The following is an 18,233-nucleotide window of genomic DNA, read 5'->3' as shown; positions in this document are numbered from 1 at the left end:
ACCTCGGGAGTGACCGATGCACTCAGAAGCACCGGAGTCGGGGGTCGGCCGGATCATCGCCGACCGCTACCACCTGCTGAACCGGCTGGGCAGCGGCGGCATGGGCCATGTCTGGCTGGCGCACGACCGTCAGCTGGACTGCGAGGTGGCGCTCAAGGAGATCGTGTTCCGCAGTCCGGGCGAGGCCGAGCGGGAGCGCACGGCCCGGGTGGCCCGGGCCCGCGCCGAGGCCCGGCACGCCGCCGGGCTGCGCGCCCACCCGAACGTGGTCACCGTGCACGACGTCCTGGAACACGACGCGCTGCCGTGGATCGTCATGGAGTACGTGCCGGGCGCCCTCGATCTGAAGGCGCTCGTCGACCTTCGCGGCGCCCTCCCGCCCGCCGAGTGCGCCCGGATCGGGCTGGCCGTACTGGACGCGCTGACCGCCGGGCACGAACGCGGCATCATGCACCGGGACGTCAAGCCGGCCAACATCCTGCTCGCCCCGGACCGCGCGGGATCGCCGTACGCCCGCGTCCTCCTCACCGACTACGGCATCTCCGTCCAGCCCGACACCCAGGAGACCCGCCACACGCGGTCGCACGTCCTGGTCGGGACCGCCGCCTACCTCGCGCCCGAGCGCGCGCAGGGCGGGCCGCCGACCGCCGCGTCCGACCTGTTCTCACTGGGCTGCACGCTCTACCACGCCGTCGAGGGGTACGGGCCGTTCGACCGCGACTCCGAGATCGCGGCGCTGACCGCGATCGTCCTGGACGACCCGCGGCCCACGAGGCGGGCCGGTGCGCTGGAGACGGTGCTGGCCGCCATGCTCGCCAAGGACCCCGTGCGCCGGATCACCGCCGCCGAGACCGAGGCGGCGCTCTCCGCGATCGTCACGCCCCAGGCCCACCCCCGCCCCGCGCCCGGCCTCGGCTCACGACCGCAGTGGGCGAACGAGCCCTCGCACACCGCCGAGCCGGAGGTTCCCGTCCTCCCCGGGGTCGCGCACGAGACACCGTGGAACACGTCGTCGGGGGCGCCCGGCAGGCAGGACGTCTGGTCCCCGGCGGAGCACCGGTCCGCCGGGGACCAGGGCCTCGGGCCCAGGCGGACCGGTGGCGCCGACGGGCGCTCCCGGCGGCACGGTGGCCGGGCCCTCCTCGCGGGCGTGGCCACCGCCCTCGGGCTGGCGCTGGTGGCCGGCGGGGTCTGGTCCGCCGTGCAGAACCTGAGGGACCTCCCGAGTGGACTGGGCGGCAGCGGTGACACCCTGAGCGCGGAGCTGCCCTACGGGCCGGCCGTGGGGCTGGTGGAGCCGTTGCAGGACGGCGACTGCGTGGACGTCACCTGGGCCGGCACGCCCTTCTCGGACGCCGCCCGGCTGCGGCTCGTGCCCGCCTGCACGGGGCGCACGATGGACGGCCAGGTGATGGCCTCCTACGAGGCCTCGTCCGCCGAGGACGCCAGGACGGGCGGCGCCGACCGCTGCGAGCAGCTCACCGTGGAGGCGCGCGAGAAGCTCGTGGACGTCCGGACCTACGCCGTCCTGCCGACCGCCGACGGGTTCGACGCCGCCCGGCATCGGGTCGCCTGTCTGCTGGTGGGCGAGCGCAGGCCGGTCTACGGACCGCTCGGCGCGTACCGGACGGTGGGAGAGACGGTCATCGCCGACGTGGCCACGCTGCAGAAGCAGGACTGTCTCGACCCGATCTCCGGCAACACGATCCGGCTGGTCTCCTGCCAGGACAGTCATGGGCAGAAGGTGCTCGGCTTCCACGAGATGGGCCCCGGGATCACGTACGACAAGGCGCAGGACACAGCGCTCGCGGCCTGTGTGAAGAACCTGCCGCCGCGGCAGTACGGCCATGAGCCCGGCGTCACCGCTTCCGGCTTCTGGATCAGCGAGGACGGCTGGAAAAAGGGCGCGCATTTTGTCGTCTGCACTGTCATTTCCGGTAGTGGGGGCACCATGGAGGGAGAAGAAGCCTGAGGAAGGGTGTTGCGATGCCCGGTTCTACGAAGGCCATGGGGGTGCTCACCGTCGGTGGGCTGGTCGCGGTGACGGCCTACTCGGTGGCGCTCGGCAGTAATGGCTGGCTGTGGTTCGGATGGGTCTTCCTGGGCCTGCTGACGCTGGGGATGGTGGCGTCGCGCACCTGAGGCTCACGCACCGTGAGCCTCAGGCCCGGGGAATTCCCCCGTCCGGGTGTACGCCCGGCTGGTATTTGGGCAGCCGGGCGGTGATCTTCATGCCCGCGCCGACCGCGGTCTCGATGACGAGGCCGTGGTCGTCGCCGTAGACCTGGCGCAGCCGCTCGTCGACGTTGCTGAGGCCGATGCCGCCCGAGGGGCTGCTGTCGCCGGCCAGGATGCGGCGGAGCACCTCCGGTTCCATGCCGACGCCGTCGTCCTCGATGACGACGAGCGCCTCCGCTCCCGCGTCCTGGGCCGTGATGCTGATGTGGCTCTTGCCGGCGGCCTGCACTGTCCTGCCTTCCAGTCCGTGCTTCACCGCGTTCTCCACGAGGGGCTGGAGGCAGAGGAAGGGCAGGGTGACCGGGAGCACCTCGGGGGCTATCTGGAGCGTGACCGAGAGCCGGTCGCCGAAGCGGGCCCGGACCAGCGCCAGGTAGTGGTCGATGGCGTGGAGTTCGTCGGCGAGGGTGGTGAAGTCGCCGTGTCTGCGGAACGAGTAGCGGGTGAAGTCGGCGAATTCCAGCAGGAGTTCACGGGCACGCTCGGGGTCGGTGCGGACGAACGAGGCGATCACCGCCAGCGAGTTGAAGATGAAGTGCGGGGAGATCTGGGCGCGCAAAGCCTTGATCTCGGCCTCTATCAGGCGGGTGCGGGACTGGTCGAGGTCGGCCAGTTCGAGTTGGACGGAGACCCAGCGGGCCACCTCGCCCGCCGCCCGCACGAGGACGGCGGACTCGCGGGGCGCGCAGGCGACGAGTGCCCCGTGGACGCGGTCGTCGACCGTGAGGGGGGCGACGACGGCCCAGCGCACCGGGCAGTCGAGGATGTCGCAGGTCAGGGGGAAGGCCTCGCCGCGGCCGGTCTCCAGGGGGCCCGCCAGCCTGCCCATGATCTCGGCGCGGTGGTGTTCGGCCACGCCCTCCCAGGCGAGGACCGACTCGTGGTCGGTGAGGCAGAGCGCGTCCGTGCCGAGCAGGGTGCGCAGCCGCTTGGCGGATCTTCGGGCGGTCTCCTCGGTGAGGCCGGCGCGCAGCGGGGGCGCGGCGAGGGTGGCGGTGTGCAGGGTCTGGAAGGTGGCGTGCTCGACGGGCGTGCCGAGGCCGCCGAGGCTGTTGCGCGGGCGGGCCGTACGGCGGCCGAGCCAGAACCCGGCCGCGAGCACGGGGAGCAGGGCCACGCAGAACCCCGCGAGGAACCCGGTCACTTCAGCGCTCATCGCTCACCTCCCGCAACTGGTACACCGCTCACCGCTCGTGGGTTCCCTTCCGCCGGTCCTCGTGCCGGCCCCGCCGGCCCTGTCAGCCCTGTCAGCCCGGTCCGCCCTGGCAGCCCGGTCCTCAGCGGCGCCACAGTTCGATCTCCTTGGTCGCCGCCCGGGTCCGGCCGCCGACGAGTTCCTCCGGGAGGTGGAAGCGCGCCAGGATCGCCGGTGTCTCGGCCGGGATCCTGCCCGGGGTGGCCAGGGACACCAGGACCATCGTGAGGAAGCCGAGCGGGACGGACCAGAGGGCGGGCCAGGCCAGCAGGGCGTGGAGGGTGCCGGTGCCGGGGTATCCCGCCATGGTCGCGGCGACGGCGAGGAGGGCCGCGCCGCCGCCGACGAGCATGCCCGCGGCGGCCCCCGGCGGGGTCAGGCGCCGCCACCAGATGCCGAGCACGAGCAGTGGGCAGAAGGAGGAGGCGGACACGGCGAAGGCGAGGCCGACCGCGTCGGCGACGGGCAGCCCGCCGACCAGGCCGCTCGCCGCGAGCGGCACGGCCATGGCGAGGAGTGTGCCGAGCCGGAAGTGCTGGACACCGCGGGCGGGCAGGACGTCCTGGGTGAGCACTCCGGCGACCGCCATGGTCAGGCCCGAGGCGGTGGACAGGAACGCTGCGAAGGCGCCGCCCGCGACCAGTGCGCCCAGGAGGTCGCCGCCGAGGCCGCCGATCATGCGGTCCGGGAGGAGCAGGACGGCCGCGTCGGCGTCTCCGGTGAGGGTGAGGTCGGGGGCGTAGAGGCGGCCGAGGGCGCCGTAGAGCGGCGGCAGGAGGTAGAAGAAGCCGATCATGGCGAGGACGACGACCGTGGTGCGGCGGGCGGCGACGCCGTGCGGGCTGGTGTAGAAGCGGACGACGACGTGGGGCAGGCCCATGGTGCCGAGGAAGGTGGCGAGGATCAGCCCGTAGGTGGCGTACAGCGGGCGTTCCTCGCGGCCGGCGGCGAGGGAGGTGGACATGCCGCCGTTGGTGCCGCGGTCGGCGACGGGGACGGTGTCGCCCTTGGTGAAGGTCAGCCGGGTGCCCCGGTCGATGCGATGGGTGCCGGCGGACAGGTCCACGCGCCGGTCGTCGTGACGGCGGCCGTCGATCGTGCCGGAGGCGGTGACCGTGAGCGGGCCGGTGAGCTTCAGGTCGAGGGTCTCCTCGACGCGGACGACGCGCTGTTCGCGGAACTCGGCGGGCTCGTCGAAGGCGTGGCGCGGGGCGCCGTCGCCCTGCCAGGCGAGGACGAGGAAGATCGCGGGGACGAGCAGGGCGGTGAGTTTGAGCCAGTACTGGAAGGCCTGGACGAAGGTAATGCTGCGCATGCCGCCGGCGGCGACCGTGGCGGAGACGACGACGGCGACGATGACACCGCCGAGCCACTCCGGCGCTTCGGTGAGCACGTTCAACGTCAGCCCGGCGCCCTGCAGTTGGGGCAGCAGGTAGAGCCAGCCGACGCCGACGACGAAGGCCCCCGCCAGCCGGCGCACCGTCTTGGAGGCGAGCCGGGCCTCGGCGAAGTCCGGCAGGGTGTAGGCGCCGGAGCGGCGCAGCGGGGCGGCGACGAACAGCAGCAGGACGAGATAGCCGGCGGTGTAGCCGACCGGGTACCAGAGCATGTCCGGGCCCTGGACGAGGACGAGGCCGGCGATGCCGAGGAAGGAGGCGGCGGAGAGGTATTCGCCGCTGATCGCGGCCGCGTTGAGGCGGGGGCCGACGGTGCGGGAGGCGACGTAGAAGTCGGAGGTGGTGCGGGAGATGCGCAGGCCGAAGGCGCCGACGAAGACGGTCGCCACGACGACGAGGGCGACCGCGGGGACGGCGTAGTTCTCGTTCATGCCTTGCTTCCGGTCTCCTCGTTCACGGATTCACTGCTTGCGCCGCCTCGGGGTCCTCCGGGGCCTCGGCGATCCTCAGCGGTCCTCAGCGGTCCTCGACGAGCCGGGCGAGGTCCTGTTCGTTGCGTTCGGCGCGGCGTACGTGCCAGAGGGCGAGGAGGACCAGGGGCGGATAGACGCCGAAGCCGAGGAGCGCCCATTCCAGTCCCGCGCCGTCCGGCATCGCGGCGAAGACCAGGGGCAGCGGGCCGACCAGCAGGACGAGGACCGCGAACACGGCGAGGGCGGCGCGGAGTTGGCTGCGCATGAGGGAGCGGACGTAGGTGTGGCCGAGGGTGGTCTGTTCGTCGATCTCGGTGCGGGGGCGGTGGTGGCCCGAGCCGCGGCGGGTGCGGCGGGGCACTCCCGTGACGACGACACGGCGTTCGGCGGGGTTCTCGTGGGGCATGACGCTCCTCAGCCCGTCGTCCGGCGCATCAGCAGATCGCGCAGCTCGCGTGCGTGACGGCGGCTGACCTGGAGTTCCACCGGGCCGACGAGGACACTCACCGTACCCGCGTCCAGGCGGAGTTCGCCGACGTGCCGCAGGGCGACGAGGTGGCGGCGGTGGATGCGGACGAACCCGCGTGCGCGCCAGCGCTCTTCGAGGGTGGAGAGGGGGATGCGGACGAGGTGGCTGCCCTGGGGGGTGTGCAGTCGGGCGTAGTCGCCCTGGGCCTCGACGTGGGTGATGTCGGCGACCGCGACGAAGCGGGTGACACCGCCGAGTTCGACGGGTATCTCGTCGGGGTCGGGTTCGTGGACCGGGATCGGCGGGGCCGTGGCCGTCGCCGTGTCGCGGAGCTGGGCGGCCCGGCGTATCGCCTCGGCGAGGCGTTCCCGGCGGACGGGCTTGAGGACGTAGTCGACGGCCTTGAGGTCGAAGGCCTGGACGGCGAAGCCCTCGTGCGCGGTGACGAAGACGACGAGCGGGGGCCGGGCGAAGCCGGTGAGGAGACGGGCGAGGTCGAGGCCGTCGAGTCCGGCCATGTGGATGTCGAGGAAGACGACGTCGATCGCCTCCGGCCCGTGGGGCCCGGACTCCAGGGCGCGGTTGATCCTCCGCAGCGCCTCGGTGGCGTCGCTCGCGCCCTCGGCGCTGCCGATCCGCGGATCCGCGTTCAGCAGGTACAGCAGCTCCTCCAGGGAGGGTTTCTCGTCATCGACGGCGAGCGCGCGCAGCATGAACGTGGAGTGTAGGAGTAATTCGTACGCCTGCACACGGGCGCGCGCCGGAGCCCTTCACACCGGGGGCCGTGAGCCCCCTCGCTGGATACAGTGCCCGCATGAGCAGCAAGTCCGCGGCGTTCGACGAACTCGACCGCAAGATCATCACGGCGTTGATGGCGAACGCGAGGACCAGCTTCGCCGAGATCGGCTCGGCCATCGGTCTTTCGGCCACCGCGGTGAAGCGTCGGGTGGACCGGCTGCGCGAGACCGGGGTGATCACCGGGTTCACGGCGACCGTGCAGCCCGCGGCGCTCGGCTGGCGCACGGAGGCGTACGTGGAGGTGTACTGCGAGGGCGCGGCGCCGCCCCGGCGGCTCGCGGAGGTCGTGCGCAACCATCCGGAGATCACCGCGGCGATGACGGTGACCGGGGGCGCGGACGCGCTGCTGCACGTGCGGGCCGTCGATGTGGAGCACTTCGAGGAGGTGCTGGAGCGGATCCGGACCGAGCCGTTCATCCGGAAGACGATCAGTTACATGGTGCTGTCGCACCTGCTGCCGGAGGCTCCGGAGGCCGGGGCCACCCAGGACGCAGCGAACGTGCGCTGAGCCGAATCAACACGCAGCATTACTGCGTGAACACGCAACGTTTGTTCCTTGTCGTGCGTGTGTCCCGATTCCTACCGTGGTGTCATCCCAGCAGACACCGCAGGAAGCGGAGAAACCCTCTGTGCCCGACAGCCGTGTGCCGCGCCTTCGGCGCTTTCTCGTCTGTGAACCCAGACACTTCGCCGTGCAGTACTCGATCAATCCCTGGATGCATCCGGACACCCCCGTGGACGTCGACCTCGCCCAGGATCAGTGGCGGGAGCTGATCCACGCCTACCGGACCCTCGGCCACACCGTGGACACCGTGGAGCCGGTGGCGGCCCTGCCCGACATGGTGTTCGCGGCGAACTGCGCGCTCGTCCTCGGCGGCCGGGTCCTCGGTTCGCTGTTCCACGCGCCGGAGCGGCGCCCCGAGTCCACCGCGTACGACGCCTGGTTCCAGAGCGCCGGGTACGACGTGCTGCGCTCGGACTCGGTGTGCGAGGGGGAGGGCGACCTGGTGCCGACCGGCCGCTATCTGCTCGCCGGGACCGGCTTCCGCACCACCCGTGAGGCGCATCGCCAGGCGCAGGAGTTCTTCGGCGTCCCCGTGATCAGCCTCCAGCTGGTGGACCCGCGTTTCTACCATCTGGACACCGCGCTGTTCGTCCTGGACGACGGGAGCGACGGCTCGGCGGGGAACATCGCGTACTACCCGGAGGCCTTCTCCCCCGGCAGCCGCGCGGTCCTCGCCCGGCTCTACCCGGACGCGGTGATCGCGACCCGCCAGGACGCCATGGCCTTCGGCCTGAACTCGGTGTCGGACGGCCGCCATGTGTTCATCTCGCCCCGGGCCAAGGAACTCGCCGACCGGCTCACCCGGCTGGGCTACGTGCCCGTCCCCGTCGACCTGTCGGAGTTCCAGAAGGCGGGCGGCGGCATCAAGTGCGTCACTCAGGAGATCCGCCCGTGACCGAGGACACCCGCCGCCCGGTTCGTACGACCCGCCCCCTGACCGATGGAGGTCCGCTCATGACCGCCCCCGCCCCCACGCGCTCGTCGGCCGACCTCATCCGGGCCGAGGAGCCCGTCCTCGCGCACAACTACCACCCGCTGCCCGTGGTCGTGGCCCGTGCCGAGGGCACCTGGGTGGAGGACGTCGAGGGCCGCCGCTACCTGGACATGCTCGCCGGGTACTCCGCCCTCAACTTCGGCCACCGCCATCCCGCACTGATCGACGCGGCGCACCGCCAGCTGGACACGCTCACCCTCACCTCACGAGCCTTCCACAACGACCGGCTCGCCGAGTTCGCCGAGTCCCTGGCCGCGCTGACCGGCCTGGACATGGTGCTGCCGATGAACACGGGCGCCGAGGCCGTGGAGAGCGCGATCAAGGTGGCCCGCAAATGGGCCTACGAGGTGAAGGGCGTCCCCGCCGACCGGGCCACGATCGTCGTCGCCGCCGACAACTTCCACGGCCGTACGACGACCATCGTCAGCTTCTCCACCGACCCGGTGGCCCGTGACGGTTTCGGTCCCTTTACGCCCGGCTTCCGCGTGGTCCCGTACAACGACCTCACCGCGCTGGAGGCGGCGATCGACGAGACGACGGCCGCGGTGCTGATCGAGCCGATCCAGGGCGAGGCGGGCGTGCTCATCCCCGACGACGGTTATCTGCGCGGCGTCCGCGAGCTGACCCGGCGCACCGGCTGTCTCTTCGTCGCGGACGAGATCCAGTCGGGTCTCGGCCGCACCGGCCGCACGCTCGCCGTCGACCACGAGGACGTCCTGCCCGACGCCGTACTGCTCGGCAAGGCGCTCGGCGGCGGCATCGTGCCGGTGTCGGCGGTGGTGGCCCGCCGGGAGGTGCTGTCGGTCCTGCGTCCGGGCGAGCACGGCTCGACCTTCGGCGGCAACCCCCTCGCGGCGGCAGTCGGTTCGGCGGTGGTCGAGCTGCTGCGCACCGGGGAGTTCCAGCGCGGGGCCGCCGAACTGGGCGGAGTCCTGCGGGAGGGGCTCACGGAGCTGGTCGGCCGGGGCGTGGTCGGTTTCCGGGCGCGCGGGCTGTGGGCGGGCGTCGACATCGACCCCGCGCTCGGCACGGGCCGCGAGATCAGCCACCGCCTCATGGCGGCGGGCATCCTCGTCAAGGACACCCACGGCTCGACCATCCGCCTGGCCCCGCCCCTGACGATCACGGCCGCGGAACTCCGGTCCGCACTGGGGACGTTGGGGGAGGTCCTGAAGGAGGGCGCCTGAAGGGTGATGGGCGGCGGGCGCGTGGGCGACGTCGGCAGACGGCCGGCGCCCGCCGTACAGCGAAGGTCGCCCGGCGCCCGTCGGACATCGAAAGACGGCCGGCGCCCGCCGCGCAGGCACACCGGCCCGGAGGACGGCACCCGGCCCGGTCAGGACGCGGCGGTGCGGTGGGGCCGCAGCAGGAACAGGGCGATGTCGTCGGTGTGCCGGCCCGTGGGGCGGGTGTGGCGGACCAGGCTGTCGAGGAGCCGGGGCAGCGGGAGGTCGCCGGCCTGGCCGAGGTGGTGGGCGAGGTCGGCGATGGTGTGTCCGAGGTCGGTGCCGGGGTCCTCCACGAGACCGTCCGTGTAGAGGGCGAGCAGCGTCTCCGGGGCCAGCGACAGCGTGGTGAGCGGGTAGACGGGGCTGCCGACGCCGATGCCGAGCGGAGGGCCGGGGCGGATGTCCACAGGATGGCTCCGCCTGTCGGGGTGCCGCACCAGCGGGGGCGGGTGTCCGGCGCTGGCGAGCGTGGCCTGGCGGCGGCCGAGGTCGAGGTGGGCGTAGAGGCAGGAGACGAAGCGGCTGGCGTTCAGGTCGGCGAGGTCGCGGTCGGTGCGGGCGAGGACCTGGTCGGGGGTGGCCCCGGCCGTGGCGTGGGAGTGGACGGCCATCCGGACCTGGCCCATGAGGGCGGCCGCCGTGATGTCGTGGCCCTGCACGTCCCCGATGACCGCGGCGGCGGTGGTGTCGGTGAGGCGGATGAGGTCGTAGAAGTCACCGCCGATGTCCATGCCGAGGCTGGCGGGCAGGTAACGGGCGGCGACGTCGAGTCCGGTCACGGTGGGCAGGGCGTGGGGCAGCAGGGTCTGCTGGAGGGCGTGCGCGAGGTTGTGCTTGGCGTCGTAGAGGCGTGCGCGGTCCAGGGCCTGGGCGATGAGCCCGGCGAGGGGCGTGAGGATCGAGCGCTCGCCGGCGGTGAAGGGGTGCGGCTCGTTGTAGGCGAGGAGGAGGCAGCCGATGGGGTGCCCGGAGCTGAGCAGCGGCAGGAAGGCCCACGCGTGTTTGTCGGTGATCTGCGGGGCTCTCGGGTAGAAGCGTGACAGTTCGCCGCGGTCGGCGAAGAACGAGGAGGCGCCGGTGGTCAGGGCGCGGCCGGCGGGGGTCAGATCGGCGTCCGTGGGCAGACCGTCGAACTGCTCGATGACGGCGGGGTCGTAGCCGCGGTGTCCGATGATCTGGATGCGGCCGGCGTCGGCGGTGGACATGATCATGCCGTGGGCACCGAACGCCGGCAGGATCCGCTCGGCGACCAGGTCGACGACGTCCTTTACGGCGAGGGTCTCGGTCAGCGCGGCGGCCAGGGCCATCAGCAGATGGATGCGGCTCTGCGACGGGGCCCCGGTCGGCGTGGGCTGCGCGCCGACCGGCCGGGAGGAGAGGTCGGCGGTGATCGTGCGCCGCGCTCCGGCAGGTCCGGGCGAGACCTCGGGGGTGATGAGGACGCTGGTGCCGCTGTCGTCCGTGTGCAGACGGAGGTCGAGCCAGTGGTCCGGTGGGCGCAGGACGGTCAGCGCGACCGGCTCGCGGCTGCTCATGGCGGTGCGGTACGCGTCCATGTACGCGATGTTGTCGAGCCAGGTCAGTGACTGCCACGGCTGGGTCCCGAGCAGTTGTTCCGCCGGTCTGCCCAGCAGGCCGGCGGCCGCCGCGTTGACATAGGTGACGTACCCTCCCTGGTCGACGGCGAGGGTGCCGAGCGGCAGACGTTCCACCATCTCGGCCGCCGCGGGCCCGGACTGCGGGACGGGAGCGGCGCGGTGGGGACGGACGAAGCGGGGACGGTCCGGGATGACCGGCGGGACGGCGGCCGCGTCCAGGACGCGCGCGATACGGCGGGCGCTGAAGGCGATGTGCCCGCGTTCACGGCGGCTGAGCCGGGGGGAGCGTCCGGGTGCCCACATCAGCAGCAGTGCGCCCCGGCAGTGCCGGACCTCGCTGAGCGGGTGGACCGCGAACGCGAGCTGGTAGGGGATGCCCGCCGCGACGCGCGGGTAGCAGCGGGCCAGCTCCTCCAGGGAACTGACCCAGACGAGCCGCTCGTTGCGGACCGCGTCCTGGCTCGGGCCGTGCACGGAGTAAGGGGCCCGCCACCACGGTGCGAAGGCGTCGACCGGCACCCCGCACAGCGCGATCAGGCCCAGCGTGGCCTCCGCCGGATCCAGCAGGTAGACACCCCCGGATCTGGCGCCGGTGCGGCGCACCGCCGCCGCCAGGCTCTCGCCCAGCGGATCGGCCGCACCCGGACTCCCACCGGACCCGGTCATGCGGCGCAACATCTGACGCCCATATCCAGACGCTAAGCCCGCGCACCGACGACGGCATGTGGATCAGGGAGGCCGAGGCCTCGCGGACCGCCGGGTGGCGCCGCGCACGGGGGCGCGGTAGGGGCACCGGACGGGCTTCGGGAGGAAGGGCTGCTCGGTGTGGACTCCGGGGGCCGGTTCGGCGTGGCCGGGCGCGTGGTTCGGCCAGAAGTCGGCGTGCTGCGACGTAGGCGGGTCCGGGTGCTCCCGGTGACGTGGCAGGGCGGGCTACGATCAATCGTCGACACGCAGGACGGGGCTCACCAGCGCTCACGCGCCTGACGCAACGTCAGCAATATCAGCGAGGAGTCAGTGTGAGCGCGATCGGGCCCGGCCGCGGCCGGCCACACCCGCAGAGCGATCGCGAACGCGCATGACTGCTGTGACCTGGCGGAACACGTCCATAGGGTCGATCGGGTAGCGCGAGGGAGACGCCGTGTTCTATTACCTGCTCAAATACGTGCTTCTGGGTCCGCTGCTGCGACTGGTCTTCCGGCCTCGCATCGAGGGCCTCGAACACGTACCGTCGTCGGGCGCGGCCATCGTCGCGGGCAATCACCTGTCCTTCTCGGACCACTTCCTGATGCCCGCGATCCTCAAGCGCCGGATCACGTTCCTGGCGAAGGCGGAGTACTTCACCGGACCGGGTCTCAAGGGCCGGCTGACGGCGTTCTTCTTCCGCAGCGCCGGGCAGATCCCGGTCGACCGCTCCGGCAAGGAGGCCGGTCAGGCCGCCATCCGCGAGGGGCTCGGGGTGCTGAGCAAGGACGAACTCCTCGGCATCTACCCGGAGGGCACCCGCTCGCACGACGGCCGCCTCTACAAGGGCAAGGTCGGCGTGGCGGTCATGGCGCTCAGGGCCAAGGTGCCCGTCATCCCCTGCGCCATGATCGGCACCTTCGAGGCGCAGCCCCCGGGCAAGGTCATCCCCAACGTCCACCCCGTCGTCATCCGCTTCGGCAAGCCCCTCGACTTCTCCCGCTACGAGGGCATGGAGAGCGAGAAGGCCGTCCTGCGCGCGATCACCGACGAGATCATGTACGCGATCCTCTCGCTCTCCGACCAGGAGTACGTCGACCAGTACGCGGCCGTGGTGAAGGCGGAGGAGGCAGCGGCGGCGAAGGAGCGCAAGTTCCCGCGCATGCCGTTGAGTTGAACGACCTCCTGCCGGTACGCCGAGGTGTTCTGCCGGTAGCAGAGCAGCCGGGTGGACCGGGGTGGGGCGTCGTACGGTCGGGCCATGACACGACGTGCTGTGGTGATCGGGGCGACGGGACAGATCGGGCGCGTGGCGGTGGGCGCGCTGGCGCGGGACGGCTGGGCGGTGACGGCCGTCTCGCGGGGCGGCGGCCGGGACGGGGGATGGCCCGAGCAGGTGTGGGCGGTGTCCGCCGACCGCGAGGACGACGCGGCGCTGACGGCGGCGATCGGCGACGGCTGTGACGTGCTGGTCGACGTCGTCGCCTACGGTCCCGCACACGCCCGGCAGTTGCTCGCGCGGGCCGACCGGGTCGGGTCGGCGGTCGTCGTGTCCAGTGTGTCGGTGTACGAGGACGACAAGGGCCGCGGCTTCGACACCCAGGCGGAGCCGGACGGTTTTCCCGAGTACCCGGTGCCCCTACCCGAGAGTCAGCGCACGGTCCGGCCGGACGACACCTCGTACAGCACCCGCAAGGCGGGCCTGGAACGCGAACTCATCGCCGGGAGCGACCGGTTGCCCACGACGCTGCTGCGCGCGGGTGCCGTCCACGGGCCGCACTGCCGTACACCGCGCGAGCTGTACTTCGTGAAGCGCAACCTGGACCGACGGTCCCGTCGGATCCTCGCGTACGGCGGCGCGAGCCGTTTCCATCCGGTGAGCGTCCACAACATCGCCGAGCTGATCCGGCTGGCGGCCGCGCGGCCCGGCACCCGGGTGCTGAACGCCGTCGACCCCGAGGCGCCGACCGTCGTGGAGATCGCCGCCGCGATCGACGCGGTCATGGGGGTCGACGCGGAGAACGTGCTGGTGGACGGCCCCGCCCCGGCTCCCACCGTGGGTGACACGCCCTGGTCCGTACCGGTGCCCGTGGTGTGCGACATGTCGGCGGCCGAGCGTGAGTTGGGGTACCGCCCGGTGGTCCGGTACGCGCGGTCGCTGCCGGAGACGGTCGCGTGGATCGAGGGCCGGCTGGCCGCCGCACGGGACTGGCGGGAGGCGTATCCCAGGATGGCCGAGGCGTACGGGGATCTCTTCGACTACGCGGCGGAGGACGCCTGGCTGGCGGGGCGCCCGGCGTGACCGGGTGAGCACACACGGAAGGGGGGGTGACCGGGAATCCCGGTCACCCCCTTCCGTCCGTCAGGCGACTACGGCCGGCCTACGGAGCGGGCGTGGCGTGCGGTGCGCACTTCACGTCGGCCCCACCCACCTCGCCGGTGAGCAGGTAGGTGTCCACGCGCTCGTTGACACACGGGTTGACCAAGCCGGTGACTCCGTGGGAGCCCGCGTTCTGCTCCGTGATCAGACGGGAGCCCCTGAACCGCTTGTGCAGTTCGACGGCACCCTCGTACGGCGTGGCCGCGTCACGCTCGGACTGGACGATCAGGACGGGCGGCAGACCGTCCTTCGTCTTCACGTTCAGCGGGGTGTACTGCTTGGACTGCCAGGTGGCGCACGGCAGGTTCATCCAGGCGTTGGCCCACGTCATGAACGGGTGGCTCTTGTGCAGCCGGGTGTTGTCCCGGTCCCACTTGCGCCAGCTGGTGGGCCACTTGGCGTCGGTGCACTCGACCGCGGTGTAGACGGCGTTGCCGTTCTCCGAGGCCGCGTTGCCCGCGGTGTCCGTGGGATCCGGGGCGGCCGCGTCGACCAGCGCCTGGGTGTCACCCGCGGCGTACTTGCTCCAGACCCGGGCGGTGGGCGCCCACGAGGAGTCGTAGTACGGGGCGCTCTGGAAGAAGGAGATCAGCTCGGCCGGGCCGACGAGCCCGCCGAGGGGCTTCTTCTTCGCGGTGGCGCGCAGCTCCAGCCACTTGGCCTGCACCTTGGCCTGGGTGTTCCCGAGGTGGTACGTCGCGTCGTTCTGCGCGACCCACTTCGTCCAGTCCTGCCACCGGCCCTCGAAGGCGACGTCCTGGTCCAGGTTGGCCTCGTACCAGATCTTCTCGCGGGAGGGGTTCACCACGCTGTCGACGACCATGCGGCGCACGTGGTCCGGGAAGAGGGTGCCGTAGACGGCGCCGATGTAGGTGCCATAGGAGACACCGAGGAAGTTGAGCTTCTTCTCCCCCAGGGCGGCCCGGATGACGTCCAGGTCGCGCGCGGTGTTCGGCGTCGTCATGTGCGGAAGCATCTCGCCGCTGCGCTTCTTGCAGCCCGCCGCGTAGTCGGCCGCGAGCCCCCGCTGCTTCAGTTTGTCGGCCTCGGAGTCCGGGACCGGGTCCATCTTGGGCGCCTTCACGAACTCCTGCGGGTCGACACAGGAGATGGGCGCCGACTTGCCGACGCCACGCGGGTCGAAGCCCACGAAGTCGTACGCCTTGGACGTCTTGGTCCACAGCGGGGCCTTGGTGGTGACCCGGCGCGGGAAGCGCAGGCCCGAGCCACCGGGACCGCCCGGGTTGTAGACGAGCGCGCCCTGCCGCTCCTCCTTCGTACCGGTGCTGCCGATACGGTCCACGGCCAGCTCGATCTGCTTGCCGTTCGGCTTGGCGTAGTCCAGTGGCACGGAGACCCAGCCGCACTTGATCGGCTTCTCCAGGCCCCAGCCCTCGGGGCAGTCCTGCCAGTCGATGCCCTTCTTCGCCGCCTTCGCGGCGGCGAGGGCGACGCCCTTGGCCTCAAGGTTCTGCGCTCGCGCGCTGTCCGCGGCGCTGGCCACGGGGGCGGCGACGGCGCCTGCTATCAGCGTCACCGTGACGAGCAGTCCGGCGGAGCCGAACGCTGCCGCCCTTCTGGTCGGCCTCATACCTCTCAAGAGGGAACTCCCCGTACATCGTTGCGAAGATGCGAATGGTCACGGGGATCCTCGTACCTGTCAGGTACCTGAGAACAGAGGAGCGGACAGTTCTTTACTAATCCGATAACCGGTGCGGAAAGTCCCGTTCAGCGGAGGCCTGGCCTCGCTGTTCCTCAGCCGTCCAGCTCCGCAAGCGCGTCGTCGAGCACCCGCCGCAGCCGCAGCGCGTCGGGCGCGAGGGCGCTGACGAGCACGGCGGGCCCGGCGAGCGGGGTGAGCGCGGCGGTCGCCCCCAGCACCCTCGGCCCGGGCGCCTGTTCGGCGAACTCCGGCCGAACGACCACCAGTTGCCCGAGCGCCCGGTACCCGCCGAGCACGGCCGGCCCGTCCCAGCCACCGGGAGCCCCCGGCCCGCACCCCACCTGCTGATCGAGCAACGGACGCCCGCCCGACCACACGCAGAGCCGACTGGTGAGCCGCCCGGGCTCCTCTCCGGCCCGGCCGAGCACCTGCTCCTCCCGGAACACCAGCCGCGCGCCGGCGGCGAGTTCCACCCGCGTCGACACGCACAGATCGCTGCCCTTCGCCGAGATCAACTGCTCGGGCAGCCAGCGCAGTTCGCCCCCGTCGGCGACCTCGATCCGTACGGCGTAGTGGGCCTCGCCCTTGGCCTGCCCCGGCAGGGCGATCGTCGCGGCGGCCGACCCGACACACAGCCGGGCCCCAGCGCCGACCTCCGCCTCCACGGCGAACCGGTCGCCCCCGAGCGGGCCGCTCATGGCCCCGACCAGCATGACCCGCGCCTCGTCGCCGCTCCCCCGCGTACGGCGCAACGCCAGCGGACCGTCGCTCTCCAGCACGGGCAGGGCCGTACCGCCCCGCCCGTCGGCGCGGGCCGCGATCCGGGCGGTGGCCCGGACGCCGGTGGTCCCGCCGTCCCTGCCCGCGGCGGCGTCGCGGACCGCCGTCATGCCGTCCACGCCGCGAGCTTCCCGCGCACCCAGGCCGCGACGTCCGCGACTCCGGACTCGGTGCGCAGCGACTGGAACACCACCGGCAGTTCCGCCCGCTGCGCCTTCGCGTCCGCCGCCATCCGGGCGAGGTCGGAACCGACGTACGGCGCGAGGTCGGTCTTGTTGACGACGAGCAGGTCGGCGGTGGTGACACCGGGCCCGCCCTTGCGCGGAATGTCGTCCCCGCCGGCCACGTCGATGACGAAGATCTGCGCGTCCACGAGCCCCCTGGAGAAGGTGGCGGTGAGGTTGTCACCCCCGGACTCCACGAGAATGAGGTCCAGCGGCCCGACCTCGTCCTCCAGGTCCTCCACCGCCTCCAGGTTCGCGGAGATGTCGTCCCTGATCGCGGTGTGCGGGCACGCCCCCGTCTCCACGGCGGTGATCCGCTCGGGCGGCAGCACGGCCTCGCGCAGCAGGAACTCGGCGTCCTCGCGCGTGTAGATGTCGTTCGTCACGACCGCGAGCGACAACTCGTCCCGCAGCGCCCGGCAGAGCGCGGCGACCGTGGCCGTCTTCCCGGACCCGACGGGCCCACCGAGCCCGATCCGCAGGGCCCGACGAGTCCCGTCGGCCCGCCGCGCGTCCGCGCCGACGGCCGCCGGGCCGTCGTGGGAGTGGGTGTGGTCGAGATGCATGAGTGACTCCTTGGATGGACTGTGACTGTGGCTGTGGCTGTGCCCGTGGATCGCGGGAGGGGGAGGGTGGGACGGTCGTAGGGCGGGTGCGGGTGGTGGGGGCCGGCCGCGCAGTTCCCCGCGCCCCTAAAAGCCAGGCCCCTGCGGGCCTGAAAAGCAGTGGGCGCAGCCCCTGCTTTTCAGGGGCGCGGGGAACTGCGCGAGAAGCCCCACCGGGCCGGCAGACGGGGGCCGAAGGGGCACGGCCCCTGGGGAGGGACGGGTAAGGGCGGCGGGGGCGAGGAAGCTCAGGACGCGAACAACCGCACGGCCCACCCCGCATGCACCTCCGCCCCGATCTCCAACAGCGGCGCGGAAGCCGCGGGCAGGCTCCCCACCCCCTCCCCCCGAACTCCCCGAGCCGCATCGACCGCCGCCCCCACCACCACATCCACCTCGGGAGCCAACCGCGCCAACACCCCCGTCGCATCGAACGGATCAAGACTCAACAACCGCACGGTCGCACTCGCCGCCCCACTCACACTCTCGTACGCCGAGCAGTACGCCGCGTCGTCCGCGCCCAGCCCCGCCGCCCGCGCCACCACGCCCAGCACCACCGGCTGATGCGCCCCCTTCGGGAACTCCTCTGCCAGCGCGTCCAGTTCCGCCGACGGCCACGTCGCCCGGGCCGCCCGCATCAACTGCCGCCCCAGCTTCCGCGAAACGCCCCGCAGGGCGACCGACGGCGTCCGGGCATCGGCGGCGGCGTCGAGGGCGGTCGGATCCGTCCCGAGCGCGGCGGCCGCGGCCAGCGCCGCCGCCACCAGCCCGGCCGTGTGCAGCCGCCCCCGGCAGAACGCCTCCAACTCCTCCGCCCCGGTGATCAGCCCGGCCTTGACGGCCGCCTCGGCCCCGCCGGAGTGCGCGTGCCCTCCGGCGGGGAAGCGACCGTCGGCCAGGACGAGAAGCGCGGCCCTAGACAACGCGGCCCCCGCCCCTCG

Annotated in this window: 16 protein-coding genes; 7 read left to right on the top strand and 9 right to left on the bottom strand. The window is 72.4% G+C overall.

Annotation, left to right across the window (positions count from 1 at the left end; all coding sequences use genetic code 11):
* Positions 1 to 16: 16 nt before the first annotated feature.
* Together ACWCRJ_RS03730 and ACWCRJ_RS03725 are read left to right on the top strand one after the other, a co-directional pair.
* A complete protein-coding gene (locus tag ACWCRJ_RS03730) occupies positions 17 to 1,972 on the top strand; it encodes a protein kinase domain-containing protein (RefSeq protein ID WP_450937734.1) in 1,956 nt (651 codons plus the stop codon).
* A gap of 14 nt (positions 1,973 to 1,986) precedes the next feature.
* Positions 1,987 to 2,142 carry a hypothetical protein gene (locus ACWCRJ_RS03725; protein ID WP_037627356.1) on the top strand — a complete coding sequence of 52 codons (156 nt, stop codon included), beginning with the start codon at positions 1,987 to 1,989 and terminating at the stop codon, positions 2,140 to 2,142.
* Positions 2,143 to 2,161: 19 nt separating this feature from the next.
* On the opposite strand, the gene ACWCRJ_RS03720 is transcribed toward ACWCRJ_RS03725, so the two are convergent.
* The 4 genes from ACWCRJ_RS03720 to ACWCRJ_RS03705 form a co-directional block, all read right to left on the bottom strand.
* Positions 2,162 to 3,382, bottom strand: a complete 1,221-nt coding sequence (locus tag ACWCRJ_RS03720) for a sensor histidine kinase (RefSeq protein ID WP_450938140.1) — start codon at positions 3,380 to 3,382, stop codon at positions 2,162 to 2,164.
* Positions 3,383 to 3,515: 133 nt separating this feature from the next.
* A complete protein-coding gene (locus tag ACWCRJ_RS03715) occupies positions 3,516 to 5,261 on the bottom strand; it encodes a sodium/solute symporter (RefSeq protein WP_450937733.1) in 1,746 nt (581 codons plus the stop codon).
* 85 nt (positions 5,262 to 5,346) lie between these two features.
* A complete protein-coding gene (locus tag ACWCRJ_RS03710) occupies positions 5,347 to 5,709 on the bottom strand; it encodes a hypothetical protein (protein WP_450937732.1) in 363 nt (120 codons plus the stop codon).
* An 8-nt stretch (positions 5,710 to 5,717) separates the two neighbouring features.
* Positions 5,718 to 6,485, bottom strand: coding sequence for a LytR/AlgR family response regulator transcription factor (locus ACWCRJ_RS03705; protein WP_450937731.1), 768 nt, complete (start codon positions 6,483 to 6,485; stop codon positions 5,718 to 5,720).
* Between the two features lie 101 nt (positions 6,486 to 6,586).
* On the opposite strand from ACWCRJ_RS03705, the gene ACWCRJ_RS03700 reads away from it, so the two are divergent.
* From ACWCRJ_RS03700 to rocD, 3 genes are all read left to right on the top strand, one after another.
* Entirely contained in the window at positions 6,587 to 7,078 is a 492-nt protein-coding gene (locus ACWCRJ_RS03700; RefSeq protein ID WP_450937730.1) for an Lrp/AsnC family transcriptional regulator, read from the top strand.
* A gap of 121 nt (positions 7,079 to 7,199) precedes the next feature.
* Positions 7,200 to 8,030 (top strand): dimethylargininase, encoded by an 831-nt coding sequence (ddaH, locus tag ACWCRJ_RS03695; protein ID WP_450937729.1) that lies wholly within the window; start codon positions 7,200 to 7,202, stop codon positions 8,028 to 8,030.
* Between the two features lie 59 nt (positions 8,031 to 8,089).
* Complete coding sequence (rocD, locus tag ACWCRJ_RS03690) at positions 8,090 to 9,316, top strand: ornithine--oxo-acid transaminase (RefSeq protein ID WP_450937728.1); 1,227 nt, start codon at positions 8,090 to 8,092, stop codon at positions 9,314 to 9,316.
* 149 nt (positions 9,317 to 9,465) lie between these two features.
* Here rocD and ACWCRJ_RS03685 read toward each other — a convergent pair whose 3' ends face one another.
* Positions 9,466 to 11,622, bottom strand: a complete 2,157-nt coding sequence (locus ACWCRJ_RS03685) for a SpoIIE family protein phosphatase (RefSeq protein WP_450937727.1) — start codon at positions 11,620 to 11,622, stop codon at positions 9,466 to 9,468.
* 475 nt (positions 11,623 to 12,097) lie between these two features.
* Here ACWCRJ_RS03685 and ACWCRJ_RS03680 point away from each other — a divergent pair, with 475 nt between their 5' ends.
* Positions 12,098 to 12,817, top strand: a complete 720-nt coding sequence (locus ACWCRJ_RS03680; RefSeq protein ID WP_046915865.1) for a lysophospholipid acyltransferase family protein — start codon at positions 12,098 to 12,100, stop codon at positions 12,815 to 12,817.
* Positions 12,818 to 12,916: 99 nt separating this feature from the next.
* Positions 12,917 to 13,942: an NAD-dependent epimerase/dehydratase family protein gene (locus ACWCRJ_RS03675; protein WP_450938139.1), complete on the top strand. Its 1,026-nt coding sequence runs from the start codon at positions 12,917 to 12,919 to the stop codon at positions 13,940 to 13,942.
* Between the two features lie 79 nt (positions 13,943 to 14,021).
* Here ACWCRJ_RS03675 and ACWCRJ_RS03670 read toward each other — a convergent pair whose 3' ends face one another.
* From ACWCRJ_RS03670 to ACWCRJ_RS03655, 4 genes are all read right to left on the bottom strand, one after another.
* On the bottom strand, positions 14,022 to 15,611 hold the full coding sequence (locus ACWCRJ_RS03670; protein ID WP_450937726.1) for an alpha/beta hydrolase: 1,590 nt from the start codon (positions 15,609 to 15,611) through the stop codon (positions 14,022 to 14,024).
* 164 nt (positions 15,612 to 15,775) lie between these two features.
* On the bottom strand, positions 15,776 to 16,573 hold the full coding sequence (locus tag ACWCRJ_RS03665) for an urease accessory protein UreD (RefSeq protein WP_450938138.1): 798 nt from the start codon (positions 16,571 to 16,573) through the stop codon (positions 15,776 to 15,778).
* On the bottom strand, positions 16,570 to 17,253 hold the full coding sequence (gene ureG, locus ACWCRJ_RS03660; RefSeq protein ID WP_450937725.1) for an urease accessory protein UreG: 684 nt from the start codon (positions 17,251 to 17,253) through the stop codon (positions 16,570 to 16,572). Before ureG ends, ACWCRJ_RS03665 begins: the two co-directional genes overlap by 4 nt.
* Positions 17,254 to 17,540: 287 nt before the next feature.
* Complete coding sequence (locus tag ACWCRJ_RS03655; protein WP_450937724.1) at positions 17,541 to 18,215, bottom strand: urease accessory protein UreF; 675 nt, start codon at positions 18,213 to 18,215, stop codon at positions 17,541 to 17,543.
* Between the last annotated feature and the right edge of the window lie 18 nt (positions 18,216 to 18,233).

The sequence above is a fragment of the Streptomyces sp. NPDC002324 genome (genome assembly GCF_053593335.1).
Note: the sequence above shows the minus strand (reverse complement) of the source record. Positions and strands in the feature narration are given on the sequence as shown.

Excerpts from the sequence above, each read along its gene's own strand:
- ACWCRJ_RS03670 (WP_450937726.1), bottom strand. The coding sequence starts at position 15,611 with ATGAGGCCGACCAGAAGGGCGGCAGCGTTCGGCTCCGCCGGACTGCTC.
- ACWCRJ_RS03730 (WP_450937734.1), top strand. The coding sequence starts at position 17 with ATGCACTCAGAAGCACCGGAGTCGGGGGTCGGCCGGATCATCGCCGAC.
- rocD (WP_450937728.1), top strand. The coding sequence starts at position 8,090 with ATGACCGCCCCCGCCCCCACGCGCTCGTCGGCCGACCTCATCCGGGCC.
- ACWCRJ_RS03700 (WP_450937730.1), top strand. The coding sequence starts at position 6,587 with ATGAGCAGCAAGTCCGCGGCGTTCGACGAACTCGACCGCAAGATCATC.
- ACWCRJ_RS03685 (WP_450937727.1), bottom strand. The coding sequence starts at position 11,622 with ATGACCGGGTCCGGTGGGAGTCCGGGTGCGGCCGATCCGCTGGGCGAG.
- ACWCRJ_RS03705 (WP_450937731.1), bottom strand. The coding sequence starts at position 6,485 with ATGCTGCGCGCGCTCGCCGTCGATGACGAGAAACCCTCCCTGGAGGAG.
- ureG (WP_450937725.1), bottom strand. The coding sequence starts at position 17,253 with ATGCATCTCGACCACACCCACTCCCACGACGGCCCGGCGGCCGTCGGC.
- ACWCRJ_RS03715 (WP_450937733.1), bottom strand. The coding sequence starts at position 5,261 with ATGAACGAGAACTACGCCGTCCCCGCGGTCGCCCTCGTCGTCGTGGCG.
- ACWCRJ_RS03710 (WP_450937732.1), bottom strand. The coding sequence starts at position 5,709 with ATGCCCCACGAGAACCCCGCCGAACGCCGTGTCGTCGTCACGGGAGTG.
- ACWCRJ_RS03725 (WP_037627356.1), top strand. The coding sequence starts at position 1,987 with ATGCCCGGTTCTACGAAGGCCATGGGGGTGCTCACCGTCGGTGGGCTG.
- ACWCRJ_RS03665 (WP_450938138.1), bottom strand. The coding sequence starts at position 16,573 with ATGACGGCGGTCCGCGACGCCGCCGCGGGCAGGGACGGCGGGACCACC.